The organism is Mammaliicoccus sciuri (assembly GCF_002901825.1).
GTDB classification, from domain to species: Bacteria; Bacillota; Bacilli; order Staphylococcales; family Staphylococcaceae; genus Mammaliicoccus; species Mammaliicoccus sciuri.
Window position 1 is genome coordinate 30042 of record NZ_PPQD01000001.1, and the last position, 22930, is coordinate 52971.

Annotated in this window: 18 protein-coding genes, 1 tRNA gene and 1 other RNA gene; 15 read left to right on the top strand and 5 right to left on the bottom strand. The window is 35.3% G+C overall.

The genetic code is table 11. The features are described 5' to 3' along the window. Positions 1-60 precede the first annotated feature (60 nt). The 4 genes from CD035_RS00175 to gltC form a co-directional block, all read right to left on the bottom strand. Entirely contained in the window at positions 61-819 is a 759-nt protein-coding gene (locus CD035_RS00175) for a YibE/F family protein (RefSeq protein WP_048540293.1), read from the bottom strand. Further along, on the bottom strand, positions 819-1934 hold the full coding sequence (locus CD035_RS00180) for a YibE/F family protein (protein ID WP_048540295.1): 1116 nt from the start codon (positions 1932-1934) through the stop codon (positions 819-821). The genes CD035_RS00175 and CD035_RS00180 overlap by 1 nt, the downstream gene beginning before the upstream one ends. Positions 1935-2003: 69 nt before the next feature. Then, the gene (locus tag CD035_RS00185; RefSeq protein WP_048540297.1) at positions 2004-2615 is read right to left on the bottom strand and encodes a DNA-3-methyladenine glycosylase; all 612 of its coding nucleotides are present in this window, start codon (positions 2613-2615) and stop codon (positions 2004-2006) included. Between the two features lie 16 nt (positions 2616-2631). Then, on the bottom strand, positions 2632-3519 hold the full coding sequence (gene gltC / locus CD035_RS00190) for a glutamate biosynthesis transcriptional regulator GltC (protein ID WP_048540299.1): 888 nt from the start codon (positions 3517-3519) through the stop codon (positions 2632-2634). A gap of 142 nt (positions 3520-3661) precedes the next feature. Between gltC and gltB the strand changes: the two genes are divergently transcribed. The 6 genes from gltB to CD035_RS00220 all read left to right on the top strand — a co-directional run bounded on the left by gltB (position 3662) and on the right by CD035_RS00220 (position 13324). Continuing rightward, on the top strand, positions 3662-8155 hold the full coding sequence (gene gltB / locus CD035_RS00195; RefSeq protein WP_048540301.1) for a glutamate synthase large subunit: 4494 nt from the start codon (positions 3662-3664) through the stop codon (positions 8153-8155). Between the two features lie 15 nt (positions 8156-8170). After that, entirely contained in the window at positions 8171-9628 is a 1458-nt protein-coding gene (locus CD035_RS00200) for a glutamate synthase subunit beta (RefSeq protein WP_048540302.1), read from the top strand. A 60-nt stretch (positions 9629-9688) separates the two neighbouring features. Continuing rightward, positions 9689-9781, top strand: a tRNA-Ser gene (locus CD035_RS00205). 601 nt (positions 9782-10382) lie between these two features. Then, positions 10383-11306 (top strand): S66 peptidase family protein, encoded by a 924-nt coding sequence (locus CD035_RS00210; RefSeq protein WP_048540304.1) that lies wholly within the window; start codon positions 10383-10385, stop codon positions 11304-11306. Positions 11307-11318: 12 nt separating this feature from the next. After that, positions 11319-12419 carry a dipeptide epimerase gene (locus CD035_RS00215; protein ID WP_048540306.1) on the top strand — a complete coding sequence of 367 codons (1101 nt, stop codon included), beginning with the start codon at positions 11319-11321 and terminating at the stop codon, positions 12417-12419. After that, positions 12416-13324: a C40 family peptidase gene (locus CD035_RS00220; RefSeq protein WP_048540308.1), complete on the top strand. Its 909-nt coding sequence runs from the start codon at positions 12416-12418 to the stop codon at positions 13322-13324. Before CD035_RS00215 ends, CD035_RS00220 begins: the two co-directional genes overlap by 4 nt. Here the strand turns inward: CD035_RS00220 and CD035_RS00225 are convergent. Continuing rightward, a complete protein-coding gene (locus tag CD035_RS00225; protein WP_048540310.1) occupies positions 13313-14059 on the bottom strand; it encodes a serine hydrolase in 747 nt (248 codons plus the stop codon). The genes CD035_RS00220 and CD035_RS00225 overlap by 12 nt on opposite strands. Positions 14060-14178: 119 nt before the next feature. Between CD035_RS00225 and treP the strand changes: the two genes are divergently transcribed. The 9 genes from treP to CD035_RS00270 all read left to right on the top strand — a co-directional run bounded on the left by treP (position 14179) and on the right by CD035_RS00270 (position 22696). Continuing rightward, positions 14179-15615: a PTS system trehalose-specific EIIBC component gene (gene treP / locus CD035_RS00230; protein WP_048540312.1), complete on the top strand. Its 1437-nt coding sequence runs from the start codon at positions 14179-14181 to the stop codon at positions 15613-15615. A 27-nt stretch (positions 15616-15642) separates the two neighbouring features. After that, positions 15643-17286 (top strand): alpha,alpha-phosphotrehalase, encoded by a 1644-nt coding sequence (gene treC, locus CD035_RS00235; protein ID WP_048540314.1) that lies wholly within the window; start codon positions 15643-15645, stop codon positions 17284-17286. A 28-nt stretch (positions 17287-17314) separates the two neighbouring features. Beyond that, a complete protein-coding gene (gene treR / locus CD035_RS00240; protein ID WP_048540316.1) occupies positions 17315-18043 on the top strand; it encodes a trehalose operon repressor in 729 nt (242 codons plus the stop codon). 54 nt (positions 18044-18097) lie between these two features. Further along, positions 18098-18366: signal recognition particle sRNA large type (ffs, locus tag CD035_RS00245), an RNA gene on the top strand. Positions 18367-18457: 91 nt separating this feature from the next. Continuing rightward, positions 18458-18994, top strand: a complete 537-nt coding sequence (locus CD035_RS00250) for a GNAT family N-acetyltransferase (protein ID WP_048540318.1) — start codon at positions 18458-18460, stop codon at positions 18992-18994. 69 nt (positions 18995-19063) lie between these two features. Beyond that, a complete protein-coding gene (gene dnaX, locus CD035_RS00255) occupies positions 19064-20755 on the top strand; it encodes a DNA polymerase III subunit gamma/tau (protein ID WP_048540320.1) in 1692 nt (563 codons plus the stop codon). Between the two features lie 91 nt (positions 20756-20846). Next, positions 20847-21167: a YbaB/EbfC family nucleoid-associated protein gene (locus CD035_RS00260; protein ID WP_048540322.1), complete on the top strand. Its 321-nt coding sequence runs from the start codon at positions 20847-20849 to the stop codon at positions 21165-21167. Positions 21168-21169: 2 nt separating this feature from the next. Continuing rightward, positions 21170-21766 carry a recombination mediator RecR gene (gene recR, locus CD035_RS00265; protein WP_025906091.1) on the top strand — a complete coding sequence of 199 codons (597 nt, stop codon included), beginning with the start codon at positions 21170-21172 and terminating at the stop codon, positions 21764-21766. An 81-nt stretch (positions 21767-21847) separates the two neighbouring features. Further along, positions 21848-22696, top strand: a complete 849-nt coding sequence (locus CD035_RS00270; RefSeq protein ID WP_078354892.1) for a patatin-like phospholipase family protein — start codon at positions 21848-21850, stop codon at positions 22694-22696. The last annotated feature ends 234 nt before the right edge of the window (positions 22697-22930 follow it).

Below are 22930 nucleotides of genomic sequence, written 5' to 3' on the forward strand. Positions count from 1 at the left end.
GTTAGCCCTTCATATATACAAACAAAAGCACCTTTTGACCGAGTCAAAAGGTGCTTTCTTCTATATTTTATGTTGTTGTTTCTTTATTAATCTCACTGTGATAAATGAGGTGATTGGTATAGCGATACTTACAGCGATGCCACCTAATAATATGGTTATGATTTCTGCTGCAAATATTTTAGCATTGATTATTTCGCCAAAGGTGTAATTTAATTTACCAAACCAGAAAAATAACGTGATTTGTCCGCCTATATAGGCGAAATAAATTGTATTGGTTGTTGTTGATAGGATGTCTCTTCCTATTGTTAAGCCAGACTTGAAAAGTTGTTGCAATGATATTTTTGGATGTGCTTCATATAGTTCGTACATTGGAGAACTAATGGATATTGTTAAATCAATCACTGCTGCGATTACGGCTAATACGACTGTAAATACCATGAGCTCAGCATAGTTTATACCTACATTCATTGAAAATATATACGTTTCATCTTGTTCTTCTTCAGTGAATCCTTGCAACATTGAAATATCTACAATGAAATAGATTAATCCTATTAAGATAAGCGTAGATATAATGGTCGCGAAAAAGGCAGCAACTGTCTTAGTATTATATGCATTAATATAGAACAAGTTAATACACGTAATAATTAAACAGAAGATGATTAATACGATGAATATAGGCGCTTTATAAATGATGAGTAATAACGCAATAAACAACGTCAGCAAGTTTAAAAATAACGTTACGAACGATCTAAATCCTTTCTTTCCACCAACGATGATCATAAGAATGAGTAATATACTGGCTAAAATAAATGTCGTCATTATTTAGCCTCCTCTCGTTGCATGAACATCATTGCAACAAATATTGTGATAGGTATCGTAATCACAATACCAATACCACCCATGAGTGCTCTTGTAATTTCTAATGACCAATTCATGGATAAGGTGTACGTGATTGTATTGCTATTTTTAAAGTAAAGAATAATCATCGGAATGCTACCAGATAAATAAGCAAAGAATAAGATGTTCGTCATTGTGCCCATAATATCTTTACCAATGTTTGTGCCAGATTGACGCAATTGTTTCAATGAAATTTCGGGGTGTTGTGCCTTAATCTCATATAAGGAACTTGTTAACGTAATTGCAACATCCATAACGGCACCAAGCGAACCTATCAGCACAGACGCAAGAAATATTTGTGTCGGCTGAATCGTTAAGAAACTCATCGTTTCATATTTAACGCCGTCACCATTCGTAAACATCATGACAAGTTGAGCGATACCGATACTTAAAAATGTACCGAATAAAGTTGAAATAATCGCAACAAAAGTTCTCCGCTTAAAGCCACTTACGAGCAGTAAGGATACGATTGTTGAGAATATAACTGTTGCTGTCATTAATATAAAGAAGTGATGATTATTATGTTTCATGAAATAATCAATCATTAATAGTAGAACTGTGACATTAATAATGAGTGAAATAATGGAATATAGTCCTGATTTTCTACCGACGATAAGTAAAGTTAATAAGAACAAACCAGTCATTAACGTGACAGCACCATCTCGTTTTAAACCTTTTATAATAGCAGTGTCTTCTTCACCTTTATAGGATAAGAGGACTTGGTCGTTTACATGGTATTTCTCAGAGTCCGTTAAAGAATCCGTGTATTTATGAGAAACTGTAATGCGGTCTCCTTTATGCTGGCCATTCTGAATCTCTAAATGGATTTGTTCTTTATGTAACGTATCTTTATTTTTATTTTGGTCAACCGTTGTTTGTGAAGATTGGTGTGTAATATCCGTAATTTGACCAATCGGTGTTTTGTAATATTGCGCATTATGTTGGGTGAATATATAGGTTATTACAACGCATACAATAAATATGAGTATCGCAACATTAAATGGTTTCGTTAATTGTTGTTTGATTTTTGAATTCATGTTTTGCCACCATCATTTTTCTTTGATTTGAACATACTATAGTATACGTACATAAGTGGTGTACTTCAATTATTTCCATGTTTCAGCACAAGGTAGTGAATCGCGTTTTCTAGCTTTTGAGACATACGGATGTCCTGCTACTGTGAAACGTAAAGGTTTGTCTGTCCAAATACCTTTATTTGGGATGCCGATTCTTGCTGAACGCTCAATTTGTTTAGGATATCTTCTATTTGTTGTATCAATTTTTAAGCAATTAGCATTAAGTTTAGTGCCATCTAATGTTTTAGATATTTGCATCGCTTGCGTGAATTTGCCAGGTCCATTTGTTAATTCTATACCTGTTTTGCCGTTACGGTTCAATGCCATTTGCTCAGTGCCATGTTCAGGTTCAATCGCTCTAATTAAGACACCTTGAGGTTCACCTTCAACTTGTGTAACAAAGTTAATCAGTAGTTGTTTGTGCATGGAGTGTGCATAAATCGTTCCACCCTCACAGTACAAAGATTTCACGCTTTTAGTATTTCTACCATTGAATGAATGGGCAGCTTGATCGTGTTTACCAATATAAGCTTCAGTTTCAACGATATAACCTGTATATACGATATCTTCTGTTTCGTGAATGATTTTGACGCCAAGTAAGTCGGCAGCAATTTCTTCAGTCGTTCTATTGATAAAATCCATTTTGAAAATATCCTCCTTAATGATATGTTGCTTGTCTTTGTAATAAAGAACGTGTATGTTCAATAAAAGTCTTCAATTTACTGTTTTGATTATTGTCTTGATAAACAATGTTAATGGTTCTCTTAAGTTCGGTATGTGTTAACGGGATTTTTGTAAGTTGTTCATTTTCAATACCATTACTTAAATAATCAGGCACGATGAGTACGCCTTTTTCAGATAGTAAAGTTTGTCGTAATAATGCAAAGTTTGAAATCGGGTAAGTCTTCTGTGATGCATGTTTACGTATTAAATGTGATATCTGATCAGGTAATGTGTTGAAATGGTAAATGTATTGTTGGCTCAATTGTGATAAAGGCGGTTTAGGGTTCATTGATAAATCGTTGTTGTTGTGTACGTATAAATTATATGTTTCTTCGAATAGTGTATGTTTAATAGTATGTTTATTGTTTGTTAGTTTCGGTGTGAGTTCGCATAACGCGACATCTATTTGATGAGATAATAAACCTTCTTCGATTTCTAATGGTGTCATCATCATAGGTCTAACTTCTATTTTAAAATCTCGCTCGTAAGTCTTAATAATAGCCGGTAAAGCTTGTGATACATAACTTTCTGTATAAGCGAGTTTAATAGAACGTCTATCTGAATGTTCTTGGTGTATAAATAAATCTTTCGTCTCTTCTATTAAATTTAAAATTCTATTTGTCTGTGTAAGTAACAGTTCGCCACTGTCTGTTAATTTTACATTTCTGCCTTCTCTTAAAAATAACGTCGTGTTTAATTCTTTTTCTAAATTCGCGATTTGTCTACTGACCGCAGATTGGGCGATCTCTAGTTCGAGCGCAGCCTCTGAAATATGCTCTCTCAAAGCAACTTCTCTAAAATAAATTAATTGTTTTATCTCCATATTCAACACCTCATTATTTATATTATCTAATTTTTAGATATATTTCATCTATTTTATATATTGTTAAGATAAGTCCTTGTAAAGTATGATATAGACTATCAATTATTGAAGATTCTGAAATTTATTGTTGAGGTGATGTCGAATGTCATTTAAGAAAGATAGAAGACAACTTGGCCTATATGATTCGATGGACGAGCATGATGCTTGCGGGATTGGCTTTTACGCCAATATGGACAACAAAAGGTCACATGAAATTGTACTAAAGTCAATTGAAATGCTTTGTAGGTTAGATCATAGAGGTGGAGTTGGAGCTGACGGAATTACTGGTGATGGTGCTGGTATTATGACAGAAATCCCTCACCTCTATTTTAAACAAAAATTAAAATTAAATTTACCTGAAGAAGAACATTATGCAGTAGGTATGTTCTTCACTGATGAAAAAATAGCTGGCAGTGAACATGAAAAGAAGTTTAATGCGTACTTTGAAGAAGAAGGGTTAAAAGTTATTGGATACAGAGATGTTCCATTAGATACGTCAGTATTGGCAGAACATGTCGAAGCGACAATGCCTTGTATTCAACAAGTGTTTGTTGAAAATCATTCAAGTGAACACTTTGATCGTTCGTTATTCATTGCACGTAAACAAATTGAAAGATATGGCGATGAACAAGATTTAGATTTATACTTTGCAAGTTTATCTAGACGCACAATCGTATATAAAGGTTGGTTGCGTTCTGACCAAATTAAAGGTTTATATATTGATTTGTTAGATGAGGATTATGTTTCTAAATTTGGTTCTGTACATTCGAGATTTAGTACGAATACATTTCCAAGTTGGAAAAGAGCACATCCAAATAGATTATTAATGCATAATGGTGAAATTAATACGATTAAAGGTAATGTTAACTGGATGCGTGCAAGACAAGATAGATTAATTGAAACAATCTTTGGTGATGTGAAAGATAAGATTGGAACAGTGCTAGATGAATCAGGAAGTGACTCATCAATCGTTGATAATGCACTCGAGTTCTTAAGTTTAAGTATTCCTCCAGAACAAGCTGCAATGCTATTGATTCCTGAACCGTGGTTATATAACGAAACACAAGATCCTAAAATTAGAGCTTTCTATGAATATTACAGTTATTTAATGGAACCGTGGGACGGTCCGACAATGATTAGTTTCTGTGATGGAGATAAACTTGGCGCATTAACAGACCGTAATGGTTTAAGACCTGGTCGTTACACAATTACAGATTCAAATGAAATTATATTTTCTTCAGAAGTAGGCGTTATTGACGTTGAAGAAGAACATGTTGTTTATAAAGGGCAACTCAACCCAGGTAAACTTTTATTAGTGGATTTTAAAGAGAATAAAGTTATCGAAAATGATGAATTAAAACAACGTATCGCAAGTGAATATCCTTATGATGAGTGGGTAAGTCATAAAGCGTTAAACGTAAATGATACAGTGGCGACACCATCACATGTTGAAGAAGAAAAATTATTCCAATTACAACGTCGTTTCGGATATACAAAAGAAGAAATTAATAAATATATGTCAGAACTCGTGAGTGAAAAGAAAGATCCAATTGGTGCGATGGGCTTTGATACGCCAGTTGCCGTGTTAAGTACGAGACCAGAATCGTTGTTTAATTACTTTAAACAACATTTTGCTCAAGTAACGAATCCACCAATTGACTCATATAGAGAGAAAATCGTTACAAGTGAATTGGTTTACTTAGGTAAAGAAGGTAACTTGTTACAACCGCATCAAGATAACACGAGAAGAATTCAGTTAAATCATCCAGTATTATCGAAAGCGCAACTTGAGCAAATTCAGGATAGTGAATTTAATGTTGCGGTGATTCCGACGACTTACACAGGTTCACTTAAAGAAGTGTTAGATGACTTAGGACAAACTGTATCGAAAGCCGTTAAAAATGGTGCTGAGATTATTGTCTTAGAAGATGAGTCTGTTGAAGATTTAGAAGCGGCGTTTGCAATGCCGATATTATTAGCGGTTAGTCACATTCATCAACACTTGATTAGAACGGGTCAACGTTTAGATACAAGTATTGTGGCTTATTCTGGTGAGTGTCGTGAAGTACATCATTTAGCTACATTAATAGGTTATGGTGCCAATGCTGTTGTGCCATACTTAGCACATTATACGATTGAAGATTTAACTGCTGCGGGACGTCTTGAAGGTACAGTTGAACAGAATATTGATACGTTTAGTCAAACGTTATCAGCTGGTGTGATTAAAGTAATGGCTAAAATGGGTATTTCAACTGTTCAAAGTTATCAAGGTGCACAAATCTTTGAAGCAATTGGATTAGGTAAAGATGTTATCGATCAATACTTTACAGGTACACCGTCTAAACTTTCTGGTATATCAATTGATACGATTGATAAAGAGAATAAAGCTAGACAGTCTGAACAGATTAAATATTTAAATTCAGGTAGTACTTTCCAATGGCGTCAACAAGGTGAATATCATGCATTCAATCCTAAAACAATTCATTTATTACAACATGCATGTAGAGATAATAATTTTGAAATGTTTAAAGAGTATTCTGAAGCTGCAGATAGTGAACGTATGAGTCACTTAAGAAACTTACTTGATTTTAAATCAAATCGCGCAATTGATTTAAAAGACGTAGAATCTGCTGACCAAATTGTGAAACGCTTTAAGACAGGTGCGATGAGCTTCGGTTCTATTTCTCAAGAAGCGCATCAAACTTTAGCAGAAGCGATGAATAGAATTGGTGGACGTAGTAATAGTGGTGAAGGTGGAGAAAATCCAGAACGCTTTATTATTAAGCCGGATGGCACAAATTATATGAGTGCTATTAAACAAGTCGCATCAGGTCGCTTTGGTGTAACGAGCGATTACTTACAACACGCTAAAGAAATTCAAATTAAAGTCGCACAAGGTGCTAAACCTGGTGAAGGTGGACAATTACCTGGTACAAAAGTTTATCCTTGGGTAGCTGAAGTACGTGGTTCAACACCGGGTGTCGGATTAATTTCACCACCACCTCACCATGATATATATTCTATTGAGGACTTAGCACAATTGATTCATGACTTAAAGAATGCAAATAGAAAAGCAGACATCAGTGTTAAGCTCGTTTCTAAATCTGGTGTAGGTACAATTGCAGCAGGTGTTGCTAAAGCTTTTGCCGACAAGATTGTCATCAGTGGATATGACGGCGGTACAGGTGCATCACCTAAGACGAGTATTCAACATGCTGGGTTACCGTGGGAGATTGGTTTATCTGAAACACATCAAACGCTTATGTTAAACGGTCTTCGTTCACGTGTAACATTAGAAACAGATGGTAAATTAATGACTGGTCGTGACGTTGCACTCGCTTGTGCGTTAGGTGCAGAAGAGTTTGCATTTGCGACAGCACCTTTAGTTGTGCTTGGCTGTATTATGATGAGAGTATGCCATAAAGATACATGCCCAGTTGGTATTGCGACTCAAAATGGCGACTTACGAAAATTATATACAGGTAAAGCAGATCACATCGTAAACTTCATGTATTTTATTGCCGAGGAAATAAGAGAAATTCTAGCTTCATTAGGCTTAAAAACAATGGACGAACTTGTAGGTAGAACGGACTTGTTATCAGTATCAAACAGATATTACTCTCACCCTAAAGCGAGAGAACTTGATTTAGAGGCACTTTTATTTGTAAATGAAGGTGAAAGATACCGCTCTATGAATCAAAATCATCACCTTGATGTTGGATTCGACTTAACGAAATTATATGAAGATGCAAAAGCATCAATTGATCATGGTGAAAAATTTGTTGGTAGTTATAACGTTCGAAATACTGAAAGAGATGTTGGTGTTATTACAGGTAGTTATATTACAGAAGTGCATGGTGAACCTGGTTTACCAGAAGATACAATAAGTGTTAAGACGTTTAAACATGCTGGACAAAGTTATGGTGCATTCACGCCTAAAGGTATGACGTTACATCATACTGGTGACGCTAACGATTACTTTGGTAAAGGTTTATCTGGAGGTAAATTGATCTTAAATGCACCTAACGAAGATAGAGAAGACAATATCATCGTCGGTAACGTTTGTTTCTACGGTGCGACAAGTGGAACATCTTATATTAACGGTAGAGCTGGGGAACGTTTCTGTGTAAGAAATAGTGGCGTTAACGTCGTTGTTGAAGGTGTCGGCGACCACGGTTTAGAATACATGACTGGTGGACGTGTCGTCATTTTAGGTGATGTAGGGCGTAACTTCGGTCAAGGTATGAGTGGTGGTGTATGTTACGCATTGCCAACAGGTGTTGAAGCATTCAAAAAAGATAATGAACTTGACACTTTAGAGTTTGAAACATTAAAAGATCCAGATGAAATTGCGAATTTAAGACACATGTTAGAAGAACATGTTCGATATACAAATAGTAAAAAAGCAAAAGCAGTGCTAACGTCATTTGACACAATTGTCGACAAAGTGGTTAAAGTGATTCCGAAAGACTACAAACTCATGATGCAGAAGATTTCACTACACAAATTAGAAAACGAAGAAGATGCACTGTTAAATGCATTCTTTGATGATCGAAAATCTATTGGTGATGAAGAAGAACTGGCTTCGGTATATTAAGAAGGAGGGCATATTATGGGTGAATTTAAAGGTTTTATGAAGTATCCTAAGCAACAACTTGATGAGTTGCCGTTAAAAGATAGAATTAAAGGATATGACGCATTCCAACAACGTTTTACTAAAGAAGACGCAGCTACACAAGGTGCGCGTTGTATGGATTGCGGAACACCATTTTGTCAAACAGGCTCATCATTCGGTAGAGATACAATAGGTTGTCCAATAGGTAACTATATACCAGAATGGAATGACTTAGTGTATCGCAAAGATTATGAAGAAGCATATGCAAGATTATCAGAAACAAATAACTTTCCTGAATTTACAGGTCGTGTATGTCCTGCACCATGTGAATCTTCATGTGTATTAGCGATTAATAATGATTCAGTCGCTATCAAAGGTATAGAACGTACAATTATAGATGAAGCGTATGATATGGGACTTGTGAAACCTAAGTTTCCAGAACATCGCTTAGAAGAAAAAGTAGCCATTATCGGTAGTGGTCCAGCAGGCTTAACAGCTGCAGAAGAATTAAATTTACTTGGCTATAATGTGACTGTATATGAGCGTAACCATCGTCCAGGTGGTTTGCTTATGTACGGCATACCAAGTATGAAATTAGATAAAGAAGTTATCGAACGTCGTGTGAAATTAATGGAAGAAGCGGGTATCGTCTTTAAAACAGATGTTAATGTGGGGAAAGACATCACGAAAGAGGAACTAGATGAACAGTATGATGCAATTATTGTTTGTACAGGCTCACAAAAAGGGCGTGACCTACCATTAGAAGGACGTATGAGCTTCGGTATACATTTTGCGATGGAATATTTAACAGAGCAAACGCAATTACAAATGGGAGAAATTGACGAACCAACTATAACAGCAAAAGGTAAAAATGTGATTGTAATCGGTGCGGGTGATACAGGTGCTGACTGCGTAGCAACAGCATTAAGAGATGACTGTAAATCAGTCGTTCAATTTAATAAATATGTAAGACTAACAGATAAAATGGAACAAAATACATCATGGCCATTACCAATGCCAATCTTCAAGTTAGACTATGCGCATAAAGAATATCGTGAAAAGTTCGGATTTGAACCAAGAGCATATGGTATTCAAACAATGCGTTATGATGTTGATGAAAATGGTAATATTCGCGGTTTATATACGCAAGTGTTAGAAGAAACTGAAGACGGAATGGTCATTGTAGAAAGTACAGAACGTCATTGGCCAGCAGATTTAGTCCTATTATCAATCGGTTTTGAAGGTACAGAACATTTAGTGCCACATTCATTCAACTTAAAGACAGAACGAAACAAAATCATAGCAAATGAAAAAGACTTCAGAACAAATCAAGATAAAGTATTTGTAGCTGGAGATGCAAGAAAAGGTCAAAGTTTAGTCGTTTGGGCAATAAAAGAAGGGCGTGCAGTTGCAAAAGCTGTAGATGAATCCTTAAAGAAAAAAATTACAATTTAAATTTTGTGATTTTTGTTGACATCAGTAATGGCATGTTATAAGATAAATAATGTCTTATTTGGAGGAATACCCAAGTCCGGCTGAAGGGATCGGTCTTGAAAACCGACAGGGGCTTAACGGCTCGCGGGGGTTCGAATCCCTCTTCCTCCGCCATTATTTTTTAAATATCCAAGACTATATATATAAAGAACACTGTCCACTTTTGTGGGCAGTGTTTTTTTGTTGTGAAAAAATATAATGGTTGGATGTATATTTGGGAGCGGAGTGGAGATTAAGTTGCAGGGTGGAATATTGCGGTGAAAATATAGTAGGTGGAAATATAGGGGCGTTGTTAGGGACATAATTCGGAGAAGTGTCTCTAAGGGGTGACGTTAGGGACAGAATTCTGAGAAGTGTCCGTAAGAGGCGTTGTTAGGGACAGAATTCTGAGAAATGTCCATAAGAGGTGCTGTTAGGGACAGAATTCTGAGAAATGTCCGTAAATGAGCGCCTATCTAATTACCAGAATTCGAAATAATAGAAGATACAGCGTTCTAACTACCAGAATTCGAAATAATGGAAGTTACAGCATTCTAATTACCAGAATTCCGAATAATGACAGTTACTCGGACCGGACTCCAAACTAACTCCAACCTCACTCGAACCTAATTCCAACCTCATATCGTCATGCGATTATGACAATTTCTTTTGTTTTCACAAAAGGATAACAACTTTGTTATAATATAAGAATATTCTGATAAAAGGTCGTGTCTTAATGAAAGCAAAGGGATTAAATAGAGGAGATGTGGTGGGGGTTGTAGCATTAGCGAGTCCGCCAAACCAAACGCATTTAAAGAACGGGTTGAAACTTTTAGAAGAGAAATATGGTATTCGGTTTAAACTAGCGAAAAATATAGACCGCGTTCATGGTCATTTAGCGGGAACGGATGATGAACGATTAGATAGTTTGCATGACATGTTAGAAGATGATGAAGTGAAAGGCATAATATGTGCTTGCGGTGGTTATGGTACACCTAGAATTGTAGAACGTATTGATTATAATCTTGTAAAAGCACATCCTAAAATTATATGGGGATATAGTGATATTACATGCTTACACAATGCTATTAGACAACAAACGGGATTGGTAACATTTCAAGGTCCTATGATCGCATCAGATATAGGAGATACTTATAATGAGATTTCTATTGGAAGCTTTGAGCAGTTATTTAATGGTGAAGCTGTGTCTTATCCTACAGATCAATTAACGTTTAAATCGTTGGTTGGTGGCCGCGTTGAAGGAGAAATTGTTGGTGGTTGTTTATCTTTACTTGTTTCAAGTCTAGGAACACCATATGAAATCGATACTAAGGGCAAAATTTTATTTATAGAAGATATTGGTGAAGTGCCTTATAAGGTAGACGGATTTTTACAACAACTCAAATCTGCTGGCAAGTTAAATGATGCTTCTGGATTTATTTTCGGGACATTCACAGATAGCGAGCCTAAAAATCCAAAGAAATCTTTAACGATGAAAGAAGTGTTAGATGATTTTATAACGCCATTAAATAAACCGGCAGTGTATGATTTGAATATTGGACATTGCACGCCGCATTTTGCGATACCGTTTGGAACGCAAGCTACATTAGATGTGGACAATAAAGTATTAAATATAGCGTCAGGTGTAATTATAGAATAAAGGGGAAGTTATATGTTTATAACAGATATAAAATACTATAGATATGAAACGCCTTTGAAGAAACCTTTCAAAACAGCACTGAGAACAGTAGAAGTGATTGAAAGTATATATGTATTTATTGAAACGAATTATGAAGATGTTATAGGTGTTGGTGAAGCTGTACCTACATATGTTATTACGGGTGATACAAAAGGTGGTATAGAAGCTGCGATTGAAGAGGTCTTTAAGCCACTATTAATTAACCGACCATTAACGAAAGACTTACTAGATGAAATTCATCAAGTCATCGTAGGTAATACAAGTGCCAAAGCTGCAATAGATATCGCGCTTTATGACTTATTAGCTCAAGAAGCAGAATTGCCTTTATATCAATATATCAATCATAACCCGGGAAATAAATCATTAGAAACTTGTTATACCGTGAGTCTAAATGATGCTGATGAAATGGTAGAAGATGGTTTGAGATATGTAGAAGATGGCTTTAACCATTTGAAGATAAAAGTGGGGAAAGATGATGTCTCTACAGATTTAAATAGATTACAGGCATTACGTTCTACTTTACCGAGTGAGGTTATTTTAAGTGCGGATGCAAACCAAGCATGGGATGAAAAAGGTGCGCGTCATGCATTGAAACATTTTGATGAAGCAGATTTGGATATTGAGAGCATCGAACAACCTGTTGGAAGATATGAGTATAAGGTACTAGGTGAGCTATCTCAAGAATTCAAAATTCCTTTAATGGTAGATGAAGGATTGTTTAGTTTACATGATGCACAGAGACTTGTAGAAGTTGGTGCAACAAATATATGGAATATTAAACTGATGAAGACTGGTGGTATTCATCAAGCATTAAAGATACATGATATTGCTAAAGGTGAAGCGATACCTTGCATGGTTGGATGTATGATGGAAACACATGTATCTGTAACGGCGGCTTTACATTTTAGTTTAGCAGCAGAACAAGTGAACCGTGTTGATTTTGATGCACCTTTAATGGTAGTTGAGCGACAAGTTGAAGGTGGTATTACTTATGAAGGTGCTAAAGTAACCGTTTCAGAAGGGACAGGGTTAGGAATAGATCGTGAATCTTTATATAAGAAGGTGAGCTCATGATTAAATATTGCAGAGTAAATGTCGGGACAATATGGAGAAGCTTTGATAAAGCTAGAGAAATTGATAGAGACGGTATCATGTATCCAGCAGATATTCAACGTTGGTTACTTGAACTTAATTTAGAACAGAAATTATCTTTTACGGAAGATAGTAGAATAGATACGCAAATTCTTTATGGCGAAAAAGTAGAAGTAGTAGAAGAACAAGATGGTTGGAGTTACGTTATCTGTTTAGAGCAAACGTCTAAACAGAATCCAAAGGGATATCCAGGATTTATTCCGACGAGTCAATTAGGTGAGATGAAGGCGTACGATACACATCCACGCCTTCGTGTTAATGTACCTAAGACGACATTGTTTAATTTAGACTTTACAACGAAACAAATTCTGTCATTTAATACGATTTTACCTATTATTAAGAAAGATGAGCCTTTTATTGAAGTTGACACACCTGAAGGCAAAGGGCTCATTAGTGCGAATGATGTAGAATTCAGTGATGAATCTGGCGCATTCGAAATTGGTACAATGGCAGGTGTCATTGAAAATGCGAAGCGCTTTTTAGACTTGCCTTATTTATGGGGAGGGATGTCTAGTTATGGTTATGATTGTTCAGGATTATGTTTCCAAATGTACAAAAGTCAAAACTTCCACATCCCCCGAGATGCCGATGAACAATATGAAGCAATGACGGATGTTTCGATAGCATCACATGACTTTTTGCCAGGTGATTTGCTGTTCTTCAGTAAACTAGAAGATGAAGGCTTTCTATCACATGTTGGCATATATATGGGAGAAGACATGATGATTCATGCGCCTCATACACCGAAAAGTATCGAAATCATTAAGTTATCAGGTAGTTATTATCAAAAGATATTAGCTAAAGCTGCACGATTATCAAATATCTAATATAGATTGGATAATATATGACCCAAATTGGTGAGAGAAATCGATCGCCTTTTTGGGTTTATTTGTGTTGGATAAGAAACAATAATAATATAACTCGCCTTCATGTTGGATGATACCTACATCATTGACAACGTTGTCGTACTCCCCTGTCTTAGAGTAGAAATTCAGTGTATCTTCGTAAAATGATCGATAGATTGAAACTTTATCGTTTAAATGTTGGTCATTCATGATGTTCAACATCTCTTGATGATGTTTATGCTCTGCAATATAACGTAGTATATGAATCATATCTTGAGAAGATGTTGTATTCTGTTTACCTTCACTTATAGCTTCTGCATCCATCATATAACGATTTAACTGTGTTTGTTCACATTGCAATGTTTCTTGAATAAATAAGTTAATATGTTGAAGTCCGAAATGATCAATTAATGTATTAGTTGCCGTATTGTCTGAAACAACAATCATTAAGTAGATTAAATCTTGAACGCTCAGTTGATCGATATTCATATTTTTTAGAACACCACTGCCGCCAACTTTATGATTGATTTGAACGAGTGCTTTTCTATCTTCTTGAGTCGTACTTTCATAAATATAAATCATAATAGGTAATTTAATTAAACTTGCTGATTCAAATATTTTTTCGTGGTGATGGTTTGTGAAAATGATAGAATCTCCTTTTGCAAAATCGAGTGCAACATTGTCATGATCGATATATTCATGTGTTAAAAAAGACATATGAAAAACCTCCTTTACACAATCATACTACATTATTTATATAATATTAATTGTAAGCCTTTACATACTTGTATATACAAGTTATAATTCAACTAAATAAAGTTAGGGGAGTGAGTTTAATGGCTGTGAATAGAGAAGATGTAAAACAGATTATTGACGCTATTGGTGGGCAAGACAATGTAAATGCCGCAACCCACTGTGTCACACGGTTGAGACTTGTATTAAATGATGAAAGTAAAGTAAATAAAGATGCATTAGATCAAATAGATTTAGTGAAAGGGTCCTTCTCAGCAAACAACCAATTTCAAATCGTAATTGGACCGGGAACTGTTGATGAGGCGTATGAAATTTTCCAACAAGAAACAGGTGTTGAAGAAAGTTCGAAAGATGATGTGAAGAAAGCTTCTGAACAGAAGATGAATCCATTTCAACGTTTAATTAAATTGTTGGGTGATGTATTCATTCCAATCTTACCTGCAATCGTAACAGCAGGTTTACTATTAGGTTTAAACAATGTATTAACAGCAAAAGATTTATTTGGCGCTAAGCCACTTGTTGAACAATATGCATGGCTTGCAGACTTTGCAAACATTATAAACGTTATCGCAAGTACAGCATTTATCTTCTTGCCGGCTTTAATTGGTTGGTCAGCTATGCGTGTATTTGGTGGTAGCCCAATTCTAGGTTTAGTATTAGGTTTAATTTTGTTACATCCGCAACTTGCTTCTCAATATGATTTAGGTGGCGGTAAATCGAGTGAAATTCCTGTATGGCACATGTTTGGTTTAGAAATTAAGCAATTAAACTATCAAGGTCAAGTATTACCGATTTTATTCGCAACTTGGATATTATCTATTATTGAGAAATTCTTAGCTAAACGTGTACATGATTCTATCAAAATGCTTGTAGTAGGTCCTGTAGCGTTATTAATTACTGGATTTTTAGCGTTTATCGTTATCGGTCCATTAGCGTTAGAGTTAGGTACGTTAATTACGAACGGTATTAAAGCAATTTTCGAAACTGCTGGCTGGTTAGGTGGCGCAGTGTATGGATTATTCTATGCACCACTTGTTATTACAGGATTACACCATATGTTCTTAGCGGTAGATTTCCAACTCATGGGAAGTCCTTTAGGCGGCACGTACTTATGGCCAATTGTGGCAATATCTAATATTTGTCAAGGTTCAGCAGCGTTCGGCGCTTGGGTAGTATACAAACAACGTAAAATGGTTAAAGAACAAGGTTTAGCTGCTACATCTGGTATTTCAGCATTCTTAGGTGTAACTGAGCCGGCAATGTTCGGTGTCAACTTACCATTGAAATATCCGTTCTTTGCAGCAATTATTTCGTCTAGTTTACTAGGTGCATTTATTGGTGCTAATAAAGTGTTAGGTAGCGTAGGTGTAGGTGGCGTTCCTGCAATTATCTCGATTCAAAGAGAATATTGGGGTGTGTTCGGTATTGCGACATTGATTGCGATCGTGTTACCAGCTATACTAACGATTGTGCTTTCAAACTTTGCTAATGAAAAAGCTAAAGAAATGGTTCAAGAATAATATATATAAATAAAGGAGTATACCTATATGGCAGTTTCAGATTGGAAGAAGTCCGTTGTTTATCAAATTTATCCAAAGTCATTCAATGATACGACTGGAAATGGGCAAGGTGATATACCAGGTATTATAGAAAAATTACCTTATTTACAAACGTTAGGTGTAGATTACATTTGGTTAACACCCATTTATCAATCACCAATGAACGATAATGGATACGATATTAGTGATTATTATCAAATTAATCCTGATTTTGGTACAAAGGAAGACGTCAAAACATTACTAGATGAAGCGCACAGTTTAGGTATTAAAGTAATGCTCGATATTGTGATCAATCACACTTCGACATCTCATCACTGGTTTGTAGAATCTCGCAAGTCTAAAGATAATCCGTATCGTGATTATTATATTTGGAAAGAAGGCACTAAAGAAGAGCCACCAACGAACTGGGAGTCTAAGTTCGGTGGTAATGCTTGGACTTATGATGAACAAACAGAAAGTTATTATTTAAGATTGTTTGATGTTTCTCAAGCTGATTTAAATTGGGAGAATGACAAATTGAAGGCTGAAATATATGAAATGATTAATTATTGGATTGATTTTGGCGTAGATGGTTTCAGATTTGATGTCATTAACTTAATTTCCAAAGGTGCTTTCGAAAATTCAACAGCAATCGGTAAAGAATTTTATACAGATGGACCAAAAGTCCATGAGTATTTACAAGAACTGAATAAACAAACATTTGGCAATAAAGACATTATGACGGTTGGAGAAATGTCATCAACAACAATTGATAATTGTATTAAATATACAAATCCAGAACGTCATGAGTTAAGTAGTGTATTTAATTTTCATCATTTAAAAGTAGATTACAAAGATGGTGAAAAGTGGTCAGATATGAAATTTGATTTTCTTGAACTGAAACGTATCTTAATGGATTGGCAAGTGAACATCGCAAAAGGTAACGGATGGAATGCTATTTTCTGGTGTAACCATGATCAACCTAGAGTCGTAACGAGATTCGGTAAAGATGATACAGAAGCGGAAAGAGTTAAATCTGCTAAGATGCTTGCGATATCATTACACATGCTTCAAGGTACGCCGTATATTTATCAAGGTGAAGAAATTGGCATGACAGATCCAGGTTTCACGGATATTGATCAATATAAAGATGTAGAATCACTTAATGCATACAAATTATTAAAAGAACGTGGTATGGATGAACAAATGATTATGAAAGTAATAGGTCAGAAATCTAGAGATAACTCTAGAACGCCTATTCAATGGAATGCACATACTGAGGCAGGCTTTACAACTGGAGAACCATGGATTGGTATCCCAGAAAATTATAAGCATATTAATGTTGAAGCGGCATTGGAAGATAAAGATTCTATTTTCTATACGTATCAAAAGTTAATACAATTACGTCATGAACACGATGTGATAACGTATGGAGAAGTTGAACCACTTCATATGGAACATCCAGAGCTGTTCGTTTACAAGAGACATTTAAATAATGAAACTTGGTTAGTTGTTGCAAACTACTCTGATCAAATCGTTGATATCCCAGAAGATATCGATTTAGAGGGTGAAATCATGATTGCAAATAATGATTTAAATGGTAACGCTTTGCAACCATTTGATGCTTTTGTCGTAAAAGTAAGTGGTGACTAATTGATGTTGAAGGTATAGAGGTGAACGCATGAACAAGTATATGAAAATCTACCAATCTATTTGTGAAAAAATTTTAAATGGTGAATATGCTCATTTACAGCAACTACCTTCAGAAAATGAATTAACAAAGATATATTCAACTTCTAGAGAGACTGTAAGGAAAGCTTTAAATTTATTGCAAGAAAAAGGTTATATTCAAAAGTTAAGAGGCAAAGGGTCTGTCGTTATTTATGAAGATGTTATTCAATTTCCAATATCGGAAATGGTGAGTTTCCAAGAAATTAATAAACGATTAGGACTTGATTATGAAACTAAAGTTGAATTACTTGAGGTTATAGATGCTAAAGACGTTCCTGTCGTTCAACATGCGCTTGAGTTAAGAGACCAAGATAAGTTGTGGCATGTTGTCAGAACGAGAACAAAAGATGACGCCGTGCGTATTATGGATGAGGATTACTTTATATGTCAGATTATTCCTAAGCTGACTGAAGAAGTTGCAGCTGAATCTATCTATAAATTTATTGAACAAGAAATGAATGTAGAAATCAGTTACTCGAATAAGTCTATTACATTTGAAGAGATGACAGAGAATGAAATATTATATTTCGGAAAATTAAATCCGCCTTATACAGCAACAGTTAGAGGTACTGTATATCTTAATAACGCAGAAAAATTTCAATATAATATTTCAAGACACATCGCGACGGAATTCAAGTTTGTAGATTTTTCTCGCAGGGTGATTCATAAAACACTTTGATTGAAGTAGTTTTTTCTTGCCAAATCGTAACATTTTGTTGTAGTATATATATTGCCGTGCTAAGTGGGGAGGTAGCGGTTCCCTGTACTTGAAATCCGCTTATGCAAGACTGAATTCCTTTGCCGCGGACATATTATTGTGAGGTCTGCCCTCAGCACGTGGTGTCTGAAGACGTCGGTCCTATGCAATACAAACCCATGAATCATGTCAGGTCCGGAAGGAAGCAGCATTAAGTGGATCATTGTATGTGCCGTAGGGTAGCCGAAGTTTAGCTAACGACTGAGGTAACGCTTGTGATGTTTGTTCAAAGCAAAGGTGCACGGTTTTAAATTTTATAAACTTATCAAATTATATATAAATTCAAAAGGGTGACCGCGGTCACCCTTTTTCTTATATCAGGAGGATATTTTATACATGACCCAATTACTAATTGGAACGATCATAGAATCGGAATATGAATTAGCTAAAGAAGTCGTTAAAGAAGCATTCAAAAATGAACGTTATTCTGATGGAACAGAACACGAATTAATCGGTAAAATACGAAAATCAATGAATTATAATGCAGAACTTGAAGTTGTAGCGAAGACAGAATCAGGCAAAATTCTGGGGCATGCAATGATGTCAGAAGTCACCGTTAGTTCTGATGAAGAAACACATACAGTATTAGCGTTTGCGCCTGTTTCTGTTTTGCCAGAGTATCAAAATAAAGGAATAGGGAAAGCATTAATAGAAGCTTTAGAATATAGAGCTTATGAAAATGGCTATGTCGGTGTAGTCGTACTAGGTCATGCAGCTTATTATCATAAATTAGGTTATCATGCAGCGTCAGAGTTTAATATATACCCACCATTTGAAGTGCCAGATGAAAATTTCATGTTTAAATATTTATGGGATCACCCAACAAAAGAAATTAAAGGCACAGTTCATTATCCAGAAGCTTTTGATAATTAATAATAGGGTGTACCTATTGATTCATGATATAATATAGCCAATATCTTATTAAATTTTGGAGGTGCCACTTTGAACTACCAGGCTTTGTATCGAATGTATAGACCGCAATCATTTGCAGATGTTGTCGGTCAAAAACATGTCACAAAAACATTAAGAAACGCCATCCAAAAAGAAAAGCAATCACATGCTTACTTGTTTAATGGCCCACGTGGAACTGGTAAGACAAGTATTGCTAAAATCTTCGCTAAAGCAATTAACTGTACAGTGAATACGAATGGTGAACCTTGTAATGAATGCGCAATTTGTAAAGGCATTACACAAGGAACAAATTCAGATGTCATTGAAATTGATGCTGCTAGTAATAACGGTGTAGATGAAATACGTAATATTAGAGATAAAGTAAAATATGCACCAAGTGAATCTAAATTTAAAGTCTATATTATAGATGAAGTGCACATGCTTACAACAGGTGCTTTCAATGCACTTTTAAAGACACTTGAAGAACCGCCAAGTCATGCTATTTTTATACTCGCAACTACTGAACCTCACAAGATACCACCTACTATTATATCTAGATGTCAGAGATTTGATTTTAAAGCCATCCATTCTGGTGAAATAGAAAGCAGACTCGCGTTTGTCGCAGATGAGCAGAATATTACCTACGAAGAAGAAGCTTTGGCATTTATCGCTCAGGTTTCAGAAGGTGGTATGCGAGATGCATTAAGTATCATGGACCAAGCAATAGCTTTTGGAGATGGACACTTATCACTCGAACATGCTTTAAATGTAACGGGTAGTGTAGATAAAGCGGCTTTAAATGCTTTGTTTAATGACATGGTTGCTAAAGATATTAAACAAGCTTTTACTAGGTATCATGAATTTATTTCTGCGGGTAAAGAAGTTAATAGACTTGTAAATGATATGATTTATTTCATAAGAGATTCAATTGTCGCTAAGACAACTGAACAAGTTGAAGACGACCACGCACTGAATCAAGTAGACTTAAATACAATGTACAAAATGATTGATTGTATTAACGACACATTAGTTTCAATGAGATTTGCAATTAACCAAAATGTTCATATAGAAATACTAATCGTTAAGTTAACGGAATTAATTGATCAGAACAATAACGGACAAACGGTTTCTGTTAGTTCAAATCAAAACGCTGGCTCTAGTGAAGTGATGGATAAAATCCAACAACTTGAAGCGACGATTCAGCAACTAGCTCAAAACGGTGTAAGTCAAAAGGCTAAACCAGTTGAAAATAAACAAAATATCCCTCGTAAACAATCTAAGCATGTCTTCTCTATTCGACAAATCGAACGTGTGCTTGACCATGCTAATCGTGATGATTTGAATTTACTTAAAGAAAAATGGCAAGCAGTGATAGAATCGGTTAAAGAGAAAGAGCAAAGAGCGCTAGTTAGTCTTCTCTTAAACTCGGAACCCGTTGCAGCAAGTGAAGACCATGTGCTCGTGAAATTTGATGAAGATATTCATTGTGAAATCGTGAATAAGAATGATGAAAAAAGAAATCATATCGAAGCGATTGTATGCGAGATAGTTAACAAGAATGTAAAAGTTGTTGGCGTACCAAATTCACAATGGTTACAAGTCCGTCAACAGTATATTCAATCTAAAAAAGCGAATACGGCTCAAGGTGAAGTTGAGCAAGAAGAAAAGCCAGAAGAAGCGGATGTTGTAAAGAAAGCTCAAGAGTTGTTTGGTGAAGATACCGTACATGTTACGGATGAGTAATACATGACATCACCTCTAAAGGCATGTATAATAAATATGACAAAAATTAATAATCTTAAATGTATAAATTAGAAATTAGGAGGACGAAATTATGCGCGGTGGCGGAAATATGCAACAAATGATGAAACAAATGCAAAAAATGCAAAAGAAAATGGCTGAGGAACAAGAAAAGCTAAAAGAAGAAAAAATCGAAGGAACAGCTGGTGGCGGTATGGTTACAGTCGTTGTTTCTGGTCATAAAGAAGTGTTAGATGTTATCATTAAAGAAGATGTAGTAGACCCTGAAGATATTGAAATGTTACAAGATTTAGTATTAGCAGCAACAAATGACGCTTTATCTAAAGCAGATGATGTAACAGCAGATCGTTTAGGTAAACATACAAAAGGTCTAAACATTCCTGGAATGATGTAATGATGTTCTACCCAGAACCAATATCTAAACTCATTGATAGCTTTATGAAATTGCCGGGAATAGGTCCGAAGACTGCACAACGTTTAGCTTTCCACGTATTAGATATGAAGGAAGACGACGTTGTACTTTTTGCCAAATCTCTCGTAGATGTTAAGAGAGAACTGACTTATTGTGAAACTTGCGGACACATTACGGATGTTTCCCCTTGTCATATATGTCAAGATAAACAAAGAGACCGTTCAGTTGTGTGTGTTGTTCAAGATTCTAAAGATGTCATAGCTATGGAAAAAATGCGTGAATATAAAGGGTTATACCATGTATTGCATGGTGCGATATCTCCAATGGAAGGTATTGGACCTGAAGATATTAATATTCCTTCGTTATTAGAACGATTGAAGAATGATGAAATCGAAGAAATTATATTGGCGACTAATCCTAATATAGAAGGTGAATCAACAGCGATGTATATATCTAGACTTGTTAAACCGATTGGTATCAAGACAACTAGACTAGCACATGGTCTACCAGTAGGTGGAGATTTAGAATACGCTGATGAAGTAACACTTTCGAAAGCTATAACTGGAAGAACAGAAATTTAATAACGATATTTGAGGCTGGGACAATGAATAATGTCTCAGCCTCGCTTTCATTCAACTAATAGTATAGAAAGAAGTGTAACTATGATAAAAGACACAGCATTAATATTAGAAGGTGGCGGAATGAGAAGTATGTACACAGCTGGTGTGCTAGATTTCTTCATTAAGAAAGATTTATATTTTAAATATAATATTGGCGTTTCAGCAGGCGCATCTATGGCTGCAAGCTATATATCTCGACAATTTAGACGCAATCATCGTGTCACAACAAAATACATTAAAGATAAGCGTTATATTTCGTTATCAAATTATGTAAAAAATAAAGAGATATTTGGTATGGACTTTGTGTATCATCATATACCGACTTACTTGGAACCTTTTGACTTTGAAAAGTTTGATCAAGCAGAGGAAGAGTTTGTTGTTGTAACGACAGATTGTGACACAGGAGAAGCGGTTTATTTCAATAAGAAAGAAACAGAAGGCTCTATATTGACTGCCTTAGAGGCAACAAGTTCTTTACCAATGATGGCCAACCCAGTTCAATATAAAGGTCATACATTATTAGATGGTGGTATCGTCAATCCTATTCCGATTGATAAAGCAATTGAAGAAGGCTATAAGAAAAATGTTTTGATTTTGACAAGACCGAAAGGCTATCGTAAAAAACAAAGTAAATTTTCAAAAGTATTCAGATTGAAAGCATATCCTAAAATCAATCATTTAATGGCGATAAGATATAAACATTATAATCAGACTTTAGAATGGATAGAAGCGGAAGAAGAGAAAGGTAATTTGTTTGTTATCAGACCTTCTGATTCATTATCTGTAGATAGAATCGAGAAAAATCCTAGAAAATTAGATGCTTTATACAAACAAGGATATAAAGATGCTGAAAAAATATACGAAAAACTAAAAGAATATGTTGAGAATTAAGTATATTTGAGAGTATTGAGTGTTTTGGTGTAATTTTTATGCTTGAGTAAAGGGTATTTAGCGTGTATAGTTATATCTTGTGAGCGAGAGATAAATAAAACATCAAAACACTTTGAAAATTAATTTTAAAAAGTTGTTGACTTCGAATTAAGAAGTGTGTATAATAGTTTCTTGTGAGACAAAATGAACATTGAAAACTGAATGACAATATGTCAACGTTAATTCCAATAATTG